The organism is Brachybacterium sacelli (assembly GCF_017876545.1).
GTDB classification, from domain to species: Bacteria; Actinomycetota; Actinomycetes; order Actinomycetales; family Dermabacteraceae; genus Brachybacterium; species Brachybacterium sacelli.
In genome coordinates this window covers 2,346,959-2,363,069 of the sequence record NZ_JAGIOD010000001.1, presented here as the reverse complement: position 1 = coordinate 2,363,069, position 16,111 = coordinate 2,346,959, and the positions used below count along the sequence as shown (strand labels likewise).

Below are 16,111 nucleotides of genomic sequence, written 5' to 3'. Positions count from 1 at the left end.
TAGTCAGGCCGCGCCGTGCAGCTCTGCGGCGAGCGCCTCATCCACGCGGGCATGCAGATGCGTGCCCTCCATGACGTGCTCCTCGGTGATGACCTCGCCGGTGGTGTGCACCCGGGAGACCAGGTCGCCGCGGGAGTAGGGCACCACCAAGTCGATCTCGACCGCGGGCCGCGGCAGGCGCTCCGCGATCAGCTCGCGCAGCTCCTCGACGCCCATGCCCGTGCGGGCGGAGACGACCGCCGACTCCCCGACCTGGCTGCGCAGGCGCGCGAGGGTCTCGGGCTCGGCGAGGTCCGCCTTGTTGAGCACGACGATCTCGGGGACGTCGAAGCCCTCGAGCTCGCCGAGCACGGTGCGCACGGCGAGGATCTGTCCCTCGGGATCAGGATGCGAGGCATCGACCACATGCAGCAGCAGGTCGGCGTCCCCGACCTCCTCGAGGGTGGAGCGGAAGGCCTCCACCAGCTGGGTGGGCAGGTGCCGCACGAAACCGACGGTATCGGCATAGGTGAACTCGCGGCCGTCGGGGGTCTGCGAGCGGCGCACCGTCGGATCGAGGGTCGCGAACAGCGCGTTCTCGACCAGCACGCCGGCACCGGTGAGGCGGTTCAGCAGCGAGGACTTGCCCGCGTTGGTGTACCCGGCGATCGCGACCGCGGGCACCCGGTTGCGCTTGCGATCGGCGCGCTGGGCGTCTCGGCCCGGGGTCATCGCCGTGATCTCGCGGCGCAGCTTGGCCATGCGGTCGCGGATGCGGCGGCGGTCCAGCTCGATCTTGGTCTCACCGGGTCCGCGCGAGCCCATCCCTGCCCCGCCGGCGGCGACCCGGCCGCCGGCCTGTCGCGACATCGACTCGCCCCAGCCGCGCAGCCGCGGCAGCAGGTACTCCAGCTGCGCGAGCTCCACCTGGGCCTTGCCCTCGCGGGACTTGGCGTGCTGGGCGAAGATGTCCAGGATCAGCGCGGTGCGGTCGATGACCTTCACCTTGACGATGTCCTCGAGCGCGCGGCGCTGGCCGGGGCCCAGCTCGCCGTCGGCGATCACGGTGTCGGCGCCGTGCTCGGCGACGACCTCCGCGAGCTCTGCCGCCTTGCCCTTTCCCAGGAACGTGGCGGGATCGGGATGCGCGCGGCGCTGGAGCACACCGGCGAGCACCTGGGAGCCAGCGGTCTCGGCGAGCGCCGCGAGCTCGTGCAGGCTGGTCTCCGCCTGGGCGGTGTCGCCCGAGGTGTACAGGCCGGCGAGCACGACGTTCTCCAGGCGGAGCTGGCGGTACTCGACCTCGGTGACGTCCTCGAGCTCGGTGGACAGCCCCGCCACGCGGCGCAGAGCCTGGCGGTCGGCCAGGTCGTACTGCGCACCGTCGGAGTCGGAGCCGTAGGTGACGGCGGCGACCGAGTCGTCCCCGCGGGCGAGGATCCGCTCGGTCAGCGGGTCCCGTCGACGGGAGGTCGGGGCGGCATCTGCGGGCCGGGCACCGTCGGTGCTGTCGGTGTGCGCCGCGGCCCCGGTTCCTCCCGTGGTGGTCCCGTCGACGTCGGCGTCGGAGTCGGGTTCGGGATGGAAGGCGATGGGCACGATCGGGGCACTCCTTGCGTCGGGGACGAGCGGTTCCTCCACAATCCCACGCCGGGCCCCGGTGGTCGAGTGATTTTGCGCTGGGCGGAGCCGGCGGCGGGGCGGAGGCGACGGTGGGGTCCGTATCCTGCTGAGGTGGACGAGCACTACTTCACCCCTTCCCCGGCGACCGAGGACCGGCGCTTCCCGCTGTCGGTGCGATTGGCAGAGCGCGATCTCGAGCTGACCTCGAGCGCGTCGGTCTTCAGCGGGCACGGACTGGACAAGGCCACCTCCGTGCTGCTGGGGCGGCTCGATGTGCTCACCGAGCCGCCCGCGGGCGGTCGGATCCTGGACCTGGGCTGCGGCTGGGGGCCCATCGCCCTGACCGCGGCGCTCGTGCACCCCGAGGCGGAGGTGTGGGCGGTCGACGTCAGTGCACGGGCCCGGGCGCTGACCGTCGAGAACGCGGCGCGGGCCGGCGTCGCGAACGTGCACGTGGCGGCGCCCGAGGAGGTGCCCGGGGACCTGGAGTTCGAGGCGATCTGGTCGAATCCGCCGATCCGGATCGGCAAGCCGGCCCTGCACGACCTGCTGCTGCGCTGGACGGCGCAGCTGTCACCACAGGGCACCGCGGCCCTGGTGGTGGGGAAGAATCTCGGAGCGGATCCGCTGGCCCGCTGGCTCGGCGAGCAGCTTCCGGACCGGGAAGTGGCCAAGGTGGCCAGCGCCAAGGGCTTCCGCGTGCTGGAGGTCGGGCCCAGGCGCTGAGGCCGGGCGGTCTCGGTCAGGCGAGCAGGACGCCGTCGGCCACGAGCTCGGCCGGACCCGTCAGGGTCACGTCTCCGCCGTCGGTCCAGCCCACCTCCAGCGTGCCGCCGGGCACCTCGACGGTCCAGGGGCGGCCGGTCCGGTCGCCGGCGCGCTCTGCCGCGGCCACCGCGACGGCCGCGACGCCCGTCCCGCAGGAGCGGGTCTCGCCCACGCCGCGCTCGAGCACCCGCATCGCCACGTGACGGTCCCCCCGGGTGGTGACCAGCTCGAGGTTGGTGCCTCCGGCAGGCTCCGGGTCGAGGACGGGTCGGTGCAGCAGGTCGAGCTCCTCGAGCACCAGCTCCGGCGGCAGGAAGGCGACGGCGTGGGGGTTGCCCATGTCGACGTCGGCGGCCTCGAGCACGGTCCCGGCGATCTCGACGGTACGGGCGGCGGGTGTGAGACGGCCGGCCCCCATCCCCACGCGCACCGACCAGGGTGCTCCCTCGGTCGCGGGACGCTCGAGGACCTCGACGGTGCGCACGCCGGCCCGGGTCCAGATCGCGAAGCGGTCCTCCTCCACATGCCCGGCGCGCTGCAGGTGCGCGGCGAGCACCCGCACCCCGTTGCCGCACATCTCGGCGACGGAGCCGTCGGCGTTGCGGTAGTCCATGAACCATTCGGGAGCGTCCGGCGGGGCGTCGATGCCGGCTCGCCGGGTGCGGACGGCACGGATCACGCCGTCGCCACCGATGCCGGCGCGACGGTCGGCGAGCGCGGCGACCTGCTGCGCGTCCAGGTCCAGCAGCCCGTCGGGGTCGTCGAGCAGCACGAAATCGTTCTCGGTGCCGTGACCCTTGGTGAATCGGAAACTCTCGGTCATGGCACGAGCCTAGGACCTGTGCCGTCGCCGGGAGCCTCCGCCGTGACGCCCGCCTCGATCGCCTGCAGGGCCCGCTCGAGCACTCCCCCGTCCTCGCCGTGCACTTCCCCGAGCGCGTCGATCCATCGCACGCGGTGATCGCGGCGGAACCAGGTGTCCTGCTTGCGTACCAGGCGGCGCGTGCCGACGACGGTGGACTCGACGGCATCCTGGCAGCTCATGGCGCCATCGAGCACGGACAGTCCCTGCACGTACCCAATGGCGCGCCGCGCGGTCGGGCCCTGGTCGAGGCCCCGTCCGCGCAGTTCGCGGATCTCCTCGAGCAGCCCGCGGTCCACCATCCGGTGCACACGGTGGGCGATGCGGGAGTGCAGGTCGGCGCGCTCGAGGCGGAGTCCGATCTGGACGGTGCGGTCCTCGACGTAGTGCGGGCGGGGCAGGAAGGCGGTGAAGGGGCGTCCGGTGAGCTCGCCGACCTCGAGGGCGCGCACGATACGACGGGTGTCGCGTGGTCCGATGGTGGCGGCGGCCTCGGGATCGGTGCGGCTGAGCTGCGCGTGCAGCGCCTCGGGGCCCTCCTGCACGGCGCGGGCCTCGAGGCGGGCGCGGGTCACGGCGTCGGTGGGAGGGAACTCGATCGCGTCGAGCACGGCGCGCACGTACAGACCGGAGCCGCCCACCAGGATCGGGGTGCGACCCCGGCCGCGGATGGCGGCGATCGCCGCCCTCGCCGCGCGCTGGTAGGCGGAGACGCTCGCCTCCTCGGTCACCTCGAGCACGTCGAGCAGGTGGTGGGGGACGCCCTCGCGCTCGGCCGGCGTGACCTTGGCGGTGCCGATGTCCATGCCGCGGTAGAGCTGCAGGGCGTCGGCGTTGATCACTTCCCCGTCCAGGCGTCGGGCCAGGGCGAGGGCGAGGTCCGACTTGCCGGTGGCGGTGGCGCCGACGATCGCGACCAGCGGCGTCGGACGGGGCCGCGCACCGCGAGGGGCGGGGTGTTCCTCCATGCAGGCACTCTACCTGCGCGGATACCGAAGGTCAGGCGGATCACTCCTGGTGAGGGGCCGGATGCCAGGTCGAGGGAGTAGGGTGAGCCGCGGCTCGGGTCCTCCGGGTCGTTCTCATCTCCTACTGCGATGCCCGAGGTTGGAAGTGACTGCACCGAACGAGTCCTCTGCGATGCCGGACTCGGCCGATGGTCTGGCCCCGATGTCCCTGGCGAGGGTCGAGGAGAGCCTCACCCGTCATGGGTACGCCTTCGTCGAGGACGACGAGCACCCGGAGATCCTCCGCGCCCGCTTCGACGACTACCGCTTCCAGTTCATGCTCTCCGGCGAGGACCACGCCGTGATGCAGACCCGAGGTCGCTGGAACCACTCCGTGGACATCTCCCGCAAGGTGGAGATGGTCAAGCTGTGCAACGAGTGGAACATGAACCGTATCTGGCCCAAGGTCTATGTGCGCCGTGAGTCCGAGGGCCTGCTGGGCGTCTACGGCGAGCTCGCCGCGGACTTCCGCGCCGGCGCCCTGGACTCCCAGGTCGACAGCGCGATCAAGTGCGGGCTGAGCACGGTCATCGCCTTCTTCCACAGCCTCGAGGAGCGTCTGGGGCCGGAGCTCGACGAGCTCGACGGCTAACGCCTCCGGGCCCGGCCCGGGTCAGCCCCGGGGCAGGCTCGGCATCCCGAGGACGACCGGCCCTCCCGCCGCCGCGCCGCCGTACCCGGTGCCGCAGGCCGATCCTGCCTCCATCCCCTCCACGCCGGCCTCCCAGGCGTCGCCCGAGCGGGTGCGGCGCACCGAGAACTGCTCCGTGGTCGGCGTCGCGCCGGGGGCGGCAGCCAGGGCGCTGTCGGCGATCAGGTAGTGCGGGGCGGCCCGGGTGACGGTCGCGGTCACCAGGTCGCCTGGACGGGGACGCTCGGTCCCCGGCAGGTCACCGGGCAGGGACAGGTGCACCAGACGGTGATCGCGGGCACGCCCGGAGAGGCGCTGGGTGACGTCGTCGCGCTCCCCCTCGCCCTCGGCCACGAGGACCTCGACGACGCTGCCCTCGAGCTTCTGGTTCTCCTCGTACGCGATGCGGTCCTGCAGGGCGATCAGCCGCTCGTAGCGCTCCTGGACCACCTCCTTGGGGATCTGGTCCTCCATGGTCGCCGCCGGGGTGCCCGGGCGGATCGAGTACTGGAAGGTGAAGGCACTGGAGAAGCGGGAGGACTCGACGACGTCGAGGGTGCGCTGGAAGTCCTCCTCGGTCTCCCCGGGGAAGCCGACGATGATGTCGGTGGTGATCGCCGCCTCGGGGATCCGGGCCCGCACCTTGTCGAGGATGCCGAGGAACTTCCTGCCGCGATAGGAGCGCTTCATGCGGCGCAGCACGTCGTCGGAGCCCGACTGCAGCGGCATGTGCAGCTGCGGCATGACGTTGGGGGTCTCGGCCATCGCGTCGATCACGTCGTCGGTGAACATCGCGGGGTGCGGAGAGGTGAAGCGGACCCGCTCGAGCCCGTCGATCTCGCCGCAGGAGCGCAACAGCTTCGCGAAGGCTCCGCGATCGCCGAACTCGACGCCGTAGGAGTTGACGTTCTGCCCCAGCAGGGTGACCTCGTTGGCACCGGAGTCCACGACGTCGCGCACCTCGGCGAGGATCTCGCCGGGGCGGCGGTCCTTCTCCGTGCCACGCAGGGAGGGCACGATGCAGAAGGTGCAGGTGTTGTTGCAACCGACGCTGATCGAGACCCAGGCGGCGTAGACCGATTCGCGCCGGGTGGGCAGCGTGGAGGGGAAGACCTCGAGGGACTCCAGGATCTCGACCTGGGCCTCGGAGTTGTGGCGGGCGCGGTCCAGCAGGACGGGCAGCGAGCCGATGTTGTGGGTGCCGAAGACGACGTCGACCCAGGGGGCGCGCTCGACGATGGCGGCGCGATCCTTCTGGGCGAGGCAGCCGCCCACGGCGATCTGCATACCGGGGTTGGCGTTCTTGCCGGGGCGCAGCCCGCCGAGGGTGCCGTAGAGCTTGTTGTCGGCGTTCTCGCGCACCGCGCAGGTGTTGAACACGATGACGTCGACCTCGCCGTGGCGGGCGTCGGCCTCCGGCGGGGCGGCGACATACCCGGAGTCCTCGAGCAGGCCGGTCAGCCGCTCGGAGTCGTGGACGTTCATCTGGCAGCCGAAGGTGCGCACCTGGTACGTGCCGCGGGGCACGGACCCGCGCGGGGTGGGCGTCACGGGGTCGGTCGTGAGAGAGCTGAGGGACATAGTGCCTCCAGGATACGGCGCGGGCCGAGCTCAGTGCACCGCGGGACGAGCGGCCTCACGCAGCTCGGCGGCGATGACGTGGACCGCCAGGGAGCCCGGATACCCCTTGCGGGTCAGCAGCGCGTCCAACCGCCGGGAGAGGCGGCGACGATGGCTGCCGTCGCGGTCGGTGCGCAGGCGCTCGCGGTCCTGGGGGTCAATCCGGGAGCGGACCAGATCCCGGCAGCGGGCCTCCTCGTCGCTCCGGCCCGCGGCCAGCGCGTCCTCGATGAGCGCGTCGTCCACCGCGCGTGCCTCGAGTTCGCGGCGCAGCGCCTCGTCACCCAGGGAACGCCGCGCGCGGCGCTGCTGGACCCAGTCATGGGCGAAGGCGGCGTCGTCGAGGAGCCCGGCGCGGTCCAGGCGTGCCATGACCTCGTGGGCGATGTCTGCCGACACCTCGCGCCGGGCGAGGCGGGTGCGCATCTCCCCCGCCGAGCGCCGGCGCATCGCCAGCAGGCGCATCAGGTATCGGCACTCGTGCACGACGGCCTTCTCGCGTTCCCGCGCCTGCGGGTCCTCCGCCTCGCGGGGGGCCTCCAGGATCTCCCGGGTGCGTCCGGAGAGGTCGGCGCGGACCTCGGCGGCCGTGCGGAGGTGGCCCCGGACGACGGCAGCGGCAGCGGACGTCGGCGCGCTGCCGCTGTCGGCGGGACGAGGATCCACCATCGGTCAGATGGTGGCGGGGACGTCCTCGTCGAGGAACTCGTCCTCACCGAGCGCGTCCTCGCTCGCCGCGGCCGCCGGGGCCTCCTGCGCCTCCTGGTCGGTCGCGTACTTGCCGACACCGAGGGTGCGCAGGATCTTCTCCTCGATCTCGACGGCCAGGTCGGGATTGTCCTTGAGGAACTGGCGGGCGTTCTCCTTGCCCTGGCCGAGCTGGTCGCCCTCATAGGTGAACCAGGCGCCGGACTTGCGCACGACGCCGTGCTCGATGCCGAGATCGATCAGCCCGCCCTCGCGCGAGATGCCCTCGCCGTACAGGATGTCGAACTCCGCCTGCTTGAAGGGCGGGGCCATCTTGTTCTTGACGACCTTGACGCGCGTGCGGTTGCCGACGGAGTCCGTGCCGGACTTGAGGGTCTCGATGCGGCGGATGTCCATGCGCACCGAGGCGTAGAACTTCAGCGCCTTACCGCCCGTGGTGGTCTCGGGGCTGCCGAAGAAGACGCCGATCTTCTCGCGCAGCTGGTTGATGAAGATCGCGGTGGTGCCCGAGGAGGACAGCGCGCCGGTGAGCTTGCGCAGCGCCTGGGACATGAGGCGGGCCTGGAGGCCGACGTGGGAGTCGCCCATCTCGCCCTCGATCTCGGCCTTGGGCACCAGCGCCGCCACCGAGTCGACCACGACGACGTCGAGGGCGCCGGATCGGATCAGCATGTCGGTGATCTCCAGGGCCTGCTCACCGGTGTCCGGCTGGGAGACCAGGAGGGCGTCGGTGTCCACGCCGAGCTTCTTGGCGTACTCGGGGTCCATCGCGTGCTCGGCGTCGATGAACGCCGCGATCCCACCGTTGCGCTGAGCGTTGGCCACGGCGTGCAGGGCGAGAGTGGTCTTGCCCGAGGACTCGGGACCGTAGATCTCGACGATGCGTCCGCGGGGCAGCCCGCCGACGCCGAGGGCGGCGTCCAGCGCGACGGAGCCGGTGGGGATGACCTCGACGGGCGGGCGGGTCTCGTCGCCCAGCCGCATGATCGAGCCCTTGCCGAACTGGCGGTCGATCTGGGCGAGGGCGTTGTCGAGCGAGGAGCCGCGATCCTTCGAGGTGGTCTTCGGGGCTGAGGACTTCGGTGCAGGCATGTGCTTCGTTCCTTCCAGGGGGCCGGGTGAGCCGACGTGGTGACCGTGCGGCCACACTAAGCCGGGCCCCCGACATTCGCCGCCGCCCCGTCTCCGGTGTGGATGACCGGGGTCTGGGGAGGAACGGCGAGTTGGTGGACGTCGTGCCGGGGAGACCGTCGGCACCCACTATACCGAACACGCGTTCGAACACGCGAGGGAGGGGGCGTCTCACGGCGTGTCGCGGAGGCGGTGCCCCGGCGGCCGGAGGTCAGCGGCGTCGCTGCTCGAGGGGGACTTCCCAGCGTCGTCGCTCGGGCACTTCCATCGCGTCGCAGAGGGCGGTCCACACCGCACGGACCGGGACCCCGCGCTCGAGGGCCTGCTCGGCGGTCAGACCGCCGGCGTCCTCGAGCACGAGGTCCCGGACGTAGGTGCGGGCCAGGATCGGGCCGAACACGTGGTCGGCCAGCTCCGTGAACTCGCTGCGCCGCACCTCAGTGGGCGCCGACCAGCGGGCTCGCGTCGTCGGCGAGGCCCTCGGGCACGGTGTCGGGGATGGTCACGCGCTCCGCGACGGCGATCCGGTCGGACACCTCGCGCAGCACGAAGGACAGCGGGAGACCCAGGGCTTCGGTCACGGAGACCAGCAGCTCGCTGGAGGCCTCCTTCTGGCCCCGTTCGATCTCGCTGAGGTACCCCAGGGACACGCGGGCATCGGAGGACACCTGCCGCAGCGTGCGGCCCTGGGAACGACGCGCGTCGCGCAGCACGTCTCCGAGCTCCTGACGGAACAACACCATGGCCTTGCCTCCCTTCCTCTGGTTGAACTGGTGGAACACCTCGGGGGTGCGGTGCATGGAAGTCATCACGCCTAGGACAACGCCCCGACCCTCGAGAGTGTTCCCCAGAGTCTAGTGGCACGCCTCCCACAGCTGACCGGGAGATGTGCATGACGAGACAGCGGGGCGGAGCAGGGCCCGTCCCGCGAGGACCGGTGCCCCAGGTCAGAGGTCGAGCGCCGCCGCCAGATCATCGATCGCCGCAGCGACCGTCGCGGCCCGGATCCGGGCTCTCCCGCCGGTGAGATGCAGTTCACGCGTGAGCGCGGGGGCGCCGGACCGGGCCAGTCCCAGATGCACCGTCCCCGCGGGCACGCCGCGGGCGTCGGCCCCGGGCCCGGCCACCCCCGTGGTCGAGACCGCGAGGTCCGCGGCGTACAGGTCGAGCGCGCCCTCGGCCATCGCCGCGGCGACCTCCGCCGTGACCGCCCCGGTCTCCTCGAGCAGCGCGGCATCGACCCCCAGCACCCGGGTCTTCGCGGTGTACGAGTAGCAGGCCGCTCCCCCGGCGATCACCGCGCTGGCACCGGGAACGTCCACCAGGCGCGCCACGAGGGCCCCGGCAGTCAGGGACTCGGCCGTCGCGAGCACGAGCCCGCGCTGCGCCGCCCGGGCGATGATCGCCGCGGGGTCGGTGCTCACGAGGCGGGGCCCGCGAGGGCCTCACGGCGCAGACGCAGACCGTCCTTGAGGTTCACCAGGCCCGACCACACGGTCAGGACGACGGCGAGCAGCACCATGGCGAGTCCGATCCAGCGGGCCGGCCCCCACCACAGCTCGACGGGGATCAGGCAGAAGGTGATCGCGATCGTCTGGACCATCGTCTTGGCCTTACCGGCCATGTTCGCCGGCAGCGCCCCGTACTTGAGGATCGTGAAGCGCATGACGGTGATCCCGATCTCGCGCAGCAGGATCAGCACGGTCATCCACCACGGCACGTACTCCCACACGGAGAGCATGATCAGTGCCGCTCCCGTCATCGCCTTGTCGGCGATGGGGTCGACGATCTTGCCGAAGTCGGTGATCAGGTTGCGGCTGCGGGCCAGGTACCCGTCCAGGAAGTCCGTGATCATCGCCAGGACGAACACCCCGGCCACGACCAGCCTGCCGGGGACGGTGTCCGGGTAGAGGGCGGCGAGCACCACCAGCAGCGGAACCATCGCGCACCGCACCAGGGTGAGGATGTTCGCGATGTTCCAGAGCGGGACCGGCTCCGTGCGAGATGTGGTCATCGGTGCTCCTGGGTGGTGCGTGAGGGGTGGTGCCCGACGGGCGGACCTGGGTTCCGGGGTGCTCAGCGGCCGGTGAGGCTCCAGGCGTCCTCGCCGTCCTCGTCGTCGTCCTGGTCGTAGTAGTCGGTGGCGGGCTCGGAGCCGTCCTCGGCCAGCGGATCGGACCCGTACCGGTCCTCGACCTCCTCCCCGCCGCTCTGAGCGGCCGGGGCCTCGTCGAGCTCGACGGCCTGATCCGCGCCGTAGGGCTGGTCCCCCTCGCCGGCGGGGACGTCCTCGCCGCGGATCCGGGCGAGGGCCGAGCCGAGCTCGTCGGGATGCACCAGCACGTCACGGGCCTTGGACCCCTCCGAGGGGCCGACGATCTCGCGGGACTCGAGCAGGTCCATCAGGCGACCGGCCTTCGCGAAGCCGACCCGCAGCTTGCGCTGGAGCATCGAGGTGGAGCCGAACTGCGTGGTGACCACGAGCTCGGTCGCCTGCAGCAGCACGTCGAGATCGTCGCCGATGTCGTCGTCGATCTGCTTCTTGGCCGCGACGACCTGGACGTCCTCGCGGTAGTTGGGCTTCATCTGGCTCTTGACGTGGTCGACGACCTGGTGGATCTCGGACTCGTTGACCCAGGCGCCCTGCACGCGCATCGGCTTCGCCTTGCCCATCGGATGGAACAGGGCGTCGCCCTGGCCGATGAGCTTCTCCGCGCCGACGGAGTCGAGGATGACCCGCGAGTCCTGCAGGGAGGACGTGGAGAAGGCCAGGCGGCTGGGCACATTGGCCTTGATGATGCCGGTGACGACGTCGACCGACGGACGCTGCGTGGCCAGGATCAGGTGGATGCCGGCGGCGCGGGCCAGCTGGGTGATGCGCTGGATCGAGGCCTCGACGTCGCGCGGGGCGACCATCATGAGGTCCGCGAGCTCGTCGACGACGACCAGCAGGTAGGGGTACGGGGCCAGGCGCCGCTCACTGCCCGGGGGTGGGGTGATCTCCCCGGCGCGCACCGCCTTGTTGAAGTCGTCGATGTGCTTGTACCCGAAGGCGGCGAGGTCGTCGTAGCGGGCGTCCATCTCCTTGACCACCCACTCGAGGGCCTCGGCGGCTTTCTTCGGGTTGGTGATGATCGGGGTGATCAGGTGCGGGATGCCCTCGTAGATGGTGAGCTCGACGCGCTTGGGATCGACCAGCACCATGCGCACCTCCTCGGGGGTGGCGCGCATCAGGATCGAGGTGATCATCGAGTTGACGAAGCTCGACTTGCCGGCGCCGGTGGCACCCGCGACCAGCAGGTGCGGCATCTTCGAGAGGTTCGCGACCACATAGCCGCCCTCGACGTCTTTGCCGACGCCCATCACCAGCGGGTGCTCGTTGCGGCGCGCGACCGAGCTGCGCAGCACGTCGCCGAGGACAACGGTCTCGCGGTCGGTGTTGGGGATCTCGATGCCGATCGCCTTCTTGCCGGGGATCGGCGAGAGGATGCGCACGTCGGCGCTGGCCACGGCGTAGGAGATGTTCTTGTCCAGGGCCGTGACCTTCTCGACCTTGGTGCCCGGGGCGAGCTCGATCTCATAGCGGGTGACCGTCGGCCCGCGGGAGAAGCCGACCACCTCGGCGTTGACGTTGAACTGCTCGAAGACCTCGCCCAGTGCCGCGACGACCTGGTCGTTGACCTCGGAGCGGGTCTTGTGGGGCGGACCCTCCAGCAGGAAGGACGACTCGGGCAGGGTGTAGACGACGTCCCCGGCCAGCTCCAGCTGCTCCCCTGCCCGCGGCAGGTCACCCAGCGGCGGCGGCACCAGCTCCTGCTTCTCCTCGGCGGCCGCCTTGGTCGCAGCCGCCTTGGTGGGCGCGGGCCGGGTCGCCCCTGCGCTCTTGGCGGCGGCGGTCGGCATCGGGGTGGTCGCCCCGGCGCCGGCTTCCTCGGCACCCTGGGCACCTTGGGCGCCCTTGCCGGGGAACGTCTTGGCGCGGTTGTTCTCGTCCTCGATCACGTCGAAGACCTCGGTGGAGTCGGAGGGGGCGCCGCGCTGCGGGCTCTTCCTGCGGCTCTTCTTCGTCGCGGCCGTGGCGGCCGCCTCGTCGGCGACGCCCTGCTCGAACGCCTCGTCCCCGGCGTAGCCGAAGCTCTCGTGGTCCCGTCGGGCCGCCTCGTCCTCGGCCTTCTCCTTGCGGCTGCGGCGACGGGGCCGGCCGGCCGGCTGGGCCTCGGTGGCCTGCTCGTGGACCGCGGGATCGGGGCGGCGGGGCCGCAGGCCGAAGGCGACGCGCTCGGCGTCCTCCTCCTCGCTGTTGCCGACCATCACGTCGTAGACGCCGCGCAGGCGCGAGGGGATCGACTCCACGGGGGTCGCCGTCAGCACGAGGATGCCGAAGGCGATCAGCACGGCGTGGAGGACGACCACGGCGACCGGGGGCACGAGGGCTTCGAGCGGGGCGGCGGCGAGGAAGCCGAGCACGCCGCCGCCGCGGGCCAGGGCGTCGATGCCGTCGGCCGGGGCGGGCAGCCGCGCGGAGACGGAGGCGATCGCGGAGATCGCGGTGAGCAGCAGGGCGATGCCGATCGCGATGCGCGAGTTGGCTCGGACCTGGTCGGGCCGACGGAACATGCGCATCGCCCAGCCGGCGGCGAGCAGCGGGATCACCATGGAGGAGATGCCGAAGGTGCCGGCGACCACGGTGTGCACGGCCCCGAAGACGGGCCCGGCGGACTGCCACCACTCCACGACGGCGACGAGGGCCGCGATCAGAAGCAGGAACAGCGCGTAGCCGTCACGCCGCTGATCCTGGGCGACCTCCCAGCGCGCCACGCCGATCGAGCGGACGAGCCCGCCGGCCATGTGGGCGATCGCGAGATAGCCGGAGCGCACTGCGCGCACCGGCAGGGGGAGCGTCGACGGGTCGTGGGCCGCGGAGCCGGCGGTGCGGGATGAGCCGGAAGCCGAGGTCCGCGACGAGCCTTTCGACGCACGTGCGGGGGAAGACGTACGTGTCGCCATGGTTCCCAGGGTACCGCGTGCCCCTTCTCAGACCGAGGAGGCGGCGTGCTGCGGCCCGTCGCACCGGGCGCATCTCACGCCCGCCAGCGGTCGGGCCGCGCTCAGGCCTCGATCACGATCGGGATGATCATCGGGCGCCGGCGCAGGCGCTGCGACACGTAGCGGCCGATCACCCGGCGCATGACCTGCTGCAGCTGGTGGGTGTCGCCGCGGTTGGACTGGTCGGCCACGGCCTGTTCGAGGGCCTCGACGATCTCCGGGCGGATCTTGTCGAAGACCACGTCGTCCTCGGCGACGCCGCGGGCGTGGATCTCGGGACCGGCGATCAGCGCGCCGGTCTCGGAGTTGACCACCGCGAACAGGGAGATGAAGCCTTCGTCGCCCAGGATCCGACGGTCCTTCAGATCCGCCTCGGAGACCTCGCCGACGCTCGAGCCGTCCACGTACACGTATCCGTTGGGCACTTCCCCGACGACCTGCGCCACCCCGTCCCTGAGGTCGACGACGTGACCGTCCTGGGCGAGGAGGACCCGCTCGGGCGGGATCCCGGTGGACTCGGCGATCTTCCCGTTGGCGATGAGGTGGCGCACCTCGCCGTGGATCGGCATCACGTTCTTGGGCCGCACGATGTTGTAGCAGTACAGAAGCTCGCCGGCACTCGCATGGCCCGAGGTGTGGACCTTCGCATTGCCCTTGTGGACCACCTCGGCGCCCAGGGCCATGAGTCCGTTGACCACGCGGAACACGGCGTTCTCGTTGCCCGGGATGAGGGAGGAGGCGAGGACGACGAGGTCGCCCGGTCCTACGCTGACACGGTGATCGCGATTGGCGATGCGGCTCAGCGCGGCCATCGGCTCGCCCTGGCTGCCGGTGCACATGAGCACGACCTGCTCGTCGGGCAGGGAGTCGATCTTCTTGACGTCGATGACGGTGTTCGCGGGGATGTCGAGATAGCCCATCTCGGAGGCGATGCCCATGTTGCGCACCATCGAGCGCCCGACGAAGGCGACCTTGCGTCCATGGGCGGCGGCCGCATCGAGCACCTGCTGGACCCGGTGGACATGGCTCGAGAACGACGCGACCACGATCTTCTGCCTCGCCTTGGCGAAGATCCCGTCCAGCGTCGGACCGATCTCCTGCTCACCGACCGTGAATCCCGGGACCTCCGCGTTGGTGGAGTCGGTCATGAACAGGTCCACGCCGGCCTCGCCGAGACGGGCGAAGGCGCGCAGGTCGGTGATGCGACCGTCGAGGGGCAGCTGGTCCATCTTGAAGTCGCCCGTGTGCAGCACGGTTCCGGCCGGCGTCGACACGTGCACGGCGAGGGCGTCGGGGATCGAGTGGTTGACGGCGACAAATTCGCAGTCGAAGGGGCCGAAGCGCTCCTGCTCTCCCTCCGTGACCGCGTAGGTGTAGGGCTTGATGCGGTGCTCCCGCAGCTTCGCCTCGAGGAAGGCGAGCGTCAGCTGGCTGCCGACCAGCGGGAGGTCCGGCTTCATGCGCAGCAGGTAGGGCACCGCGCCGATGTGGTCCTCGTGCCCGTGGGTCAGCACGATCGCGGCCACGTCGTCGAGGCGGTCCCGGATGAGGTCGAAGTCCGGCAGGATCAGGTCCACGCCGGGCTGGGCGTCCTCGGGGAAGAGCACGCCGCAGTCGATGATCAGCAACCGCCCCTCGAACTCGAGCACGGTCATGTTGCGGCCGACGTCGCCGAGCCCGCCCAGCGGCGTGATCCGCAGGGAGCCGCGGCGCAGCGCCGGCGCCTGGTCGAGCCGGTGGGAATAGGCAGTGGTCACAAGGGCCTCCGGGCGGGATCGCATGAGGGGATGCCGTCGACCTCTTCCAGCGCCGCGGCGAGCGCCCGCAGCTGGTCGGCGTCGGCAGGGACGTGGGGTCCTCGCATGGCGGCGTGGGGAAGCACCCCCTGCAGGGCGAGGGCGGCCTTGGCGGCGACGGCCCCGGGGAGGTGGTTCATGATGGCCTCGACCACGGGGACGAGGCCGTGGTGGGCCTCGCGCGCGGCCACGAGGTCGGACCGGTCCACGGCCTCGACCATCTTGCGCTCCAGGTCACCGGCCACCTGGCCGACCACGGACACCATGCCGGAGGCGCCGATGCTCAGCCATGCCAGGTTCAGCGCGTCCTCGCCGGAGTAGTACGTCAGATCGGTCTTCTCCATCACCAAGGACGCCTGCTGGAGGTTCGCCTTGGCGTCCTTGACCGCGAGCACCTTCTCGTGCTCGCCCAGGCGCAGCAGCGTCTCGTAGGCGAGCGGGGTGCCGGTGCGGCCGGGGATGTCGTATAGCATCACGGGCAGGTCCGTGGAATCGGCGATCGCGGTCGTGTGCGCGATGATCCCGGCCTGGGTGGGCTTGGAGTAGTACGGGGTGACGACCAGCAGGCCGTCGACCCCGAGCTTCGCATGCTCCCGGGCGAGGTCGATCGAGTGCGCCGTGTCGTAGGTGCCCACCCCGGCGATGACCGTGATCTCGGGGCCGACGGCCGCACGGACCGCGCGGGCGAGCTCCAGCTTCTCGACATCGGTGAGGGTGGGGGCCTCGCCCGTGGTGCCGGAGACGACGATCATGTCGTTGCCGTGCTCGGTGACGTGCACCGCGAGCTGCTGGGCGGCGTCGAGGTCGATCCCATGGGCGTCCTCGGTCAGCGGCGTGACCATTGCGGTGCCCACCGTGCCGAAGGGCCGGGCGGGGCGCGGGTCGGTGCTGGTCATGGTCTCCTCCCGGAAAAGGTCTGCTCCCCGGAGCCTAGTCCAGC

Annotated in this window: 15 protein-coding genes; 2 read left to right on the top strand and 13 right to left on the bottom strand. The window is 71.4% G+C overall.

Going from position 1 to position 16,111, the window contains the following annotated elements; all coding sequences use genetic code 11:
* Positions 1 to 3: 3 nt before the first annotated feature.
* Positions 4 to 1,578, bottom strand: a complete 1,575-nt coding sequence (gene hflX / locus JOF43_RS10630) for a GTPase HflX (protein ID WP_209901853.1) — start codon at positions 1,576 to 1,578, stop codon at positions 4 to 6.
* Between the two features lie 135 nt (positions 1,579 to 1,713).
* Here hflX and JOF43_RS10625 point away from each other — a divergent pair, with 135 nt between their 5' ends.
* A complete protein-coding gene (locus JOF43_RS10625; RefSeq protein WP_209901851.1) occupies positions 1,714 to 2,328 on the top strand; it encodes a class I SAM-dependent methyltransferase in 615 nt (204 codons plus the stop codon).
* 16 nt (positions 2,329 to 2,344) lie between these two features.
* Here JOF43_RS10625 and dapF read toward each other — a convergent pair whose 3' ends face one another.
* Positions 2,345 to 3,193, bottom strand: coding sequence for a diaminopimelate epimerase (gene dapF, locus JOF43_RS10620; protein ID WP_209901849.1), 849 nt, complete (start codon positions 3,191 to 3,193; stop codon positions 2,345 to 2,347).
* Positions 3,190 to 4,200: a tRNA (adenosine(37)-N6)-dimethylallyltransferase MiaA gene (miaA, locus tag JOF43_RS10615; RefSeq protein WP_209901847.1), complete on the bottom strand. Its 1,011-nt coding sequence runs from the start codon at positions 4,198 to 4,200 to the stop codon at positions 3,190 to 3,192. Before miaA ends, dapF begins: the two co-directional genes overlap by 4 nt.
* A 145-nt stretch (positions 4,201 to 4,345) precedes the next feature.
* Between miaA and JOF43_RS10610 the strand changes: the two genes are divergently transcribed.
* A complete protein-coding gene (locus tag JOF43_RS10610) occupies positions 4,346 to 4,831 on the top strand; it encodes a YbjN domain-containing protein (RefSeq protein WP_342592145.1) in 486 nt (161 codons plus the stop codon).
* A gap of 21 nt (positions 4,832 to 4,852) precedes the next feature.
* Here JOF43_RS10610 and miaB read toward each other — a convergent pair whose 3' ends face one another.
* The 10 genes from miaB to dapA form a co-directional block, all read right to left on the bottom strand.
* Positions 4,853 to 6,451, bottom strand: a complete 1,599-nt coding sequence (gene miaB / locus JOF43_RS10605; protein ID WP_209901846.1) for a tRNA (N6-isopentenyl adenosine(37)-C2)-methylthiotransferase MiaB — start codon at positions 6,449 to 6,451, stop codon at positions 4,853 to 4,855.
* Positions 6,452 to 6,481: 30 nt separating this feature from the next.
* Entirely contained in the window at positions 6,482 to 7,159 is a 678-nt protein-coding gene (locus JOF43_RS10600; protein ID WP_209901844.1) for a regulatory protein RecX, read from the bottom strand.
* Between the two features lie 3 nt (positions 7,160 to 7,162).
* The gene (recA, locus tag JOF43_RS10595) at positions 7,163 to 8,290 is read right to left on the bottom strand and encodes a recombinase RecA (RefSeq protein ID WP_209901842.1); all 1,128 of its coding nucleotides are present in this window, start codon (positions 8,288 to 8,290) and stop codon (positions 7,163 to 7,165) included.
* Between the two features lie 250 nt (positions 8,291 to 8,540).
* Positions 8,541 to 8,765, bottom strand: a complete 225-nt coding sequence (locus JOF43_RS10590; RefSeq protein ID WP_209901841.1) for a DUF3046 domain-containing protein — start codon at positions 8,763 to 8,765, stop codon at positions 8,541 to 8,543.
* Position 8,766: 1 nt separating this feature from the next.
* Complete coding sequence (locus JOF43_RS10585) at positions 8,767 to 9,072, bottom strand: helix-turn-helix domain-containing protein (RefSeq protein ID WP_209903260.1); 306 nt, start codon at positions 9,070 to 9,072, stop codon at positions 8,767 to 8,769.
* 204 nt (positions 9,073 to 9,276) lie between these two features.
* Positions 9,277 to 9,753 carry a nicotinamide-nucleotide amidohydrolase family protein gene (locus JOF43_RS10580; RefSeq protein ID WP_209901839.1) on the bottom strand — a complete coding sequence of 159 codons (477 nt, stop codon included), beginning with the start codon at positions 9,751 to 9,753 and terminating at the stop codon, positions 9,277 to 9,279.
* A complete protein-coding gene (gene pgsA / locus JOF43_RS10575) occupies positions 9,750 to 10,343 on the bottom strand; it encodes a CDP-diacylglycerol--glycerol-3-phosphate 3-phosphatidyltransferase (protein ID WP_209901837.1) in 594 nt (197 codons plus the stop codon). Before pgsA ends, JOF43_RS10580 begins: the two co-directional genes overlap by 4 nt.
* Positions 10,344 to 10,405: 62 nt before the next feature.
* A complete protein-coding gene (locus JOF43_RS10570; protein ID WP_209901835.1) occupies positions 10,406 to 13,336 on the bottom strand; it encodes a DNA translocase FtsK in 2,931 nt (976 codons plus the stop codon).
* 101 nt (positions 13,337 to 13,437) lie between these two features.
* The gene (locus tag JOF43_RS10565; RefSeq protein ID WP_209901833.1) at positions 13,438 to 15,156 is read right to left on the bottom strand and encodes a ribonuclease J; all 1,719 of its coding nucleotides are present in this window, start codon (positions 15,154 to 15,156) and stop codon (positions 13,438 to 13,440) included.
* Positions 15,129 to 16,067 (bottom strand): 4-hydroxy-tetrahydrodipicolinate synthase, encoded by a 939-nt coding sequence (gene dapA / locus JOF43_RS10560; RefSeq protein ID WP_209901832.1) that lies wholly within the window; start codon positions 16,065 to 16,067, stop codon positions 15,129 to 15,131. The genes JOF43_RS10565 and dapA overlap by 28 nt, the downstream gene beginning before the upstream one ends.
* Positions 16,068 to 16,111: the final 44 nt, after the last annotated feature.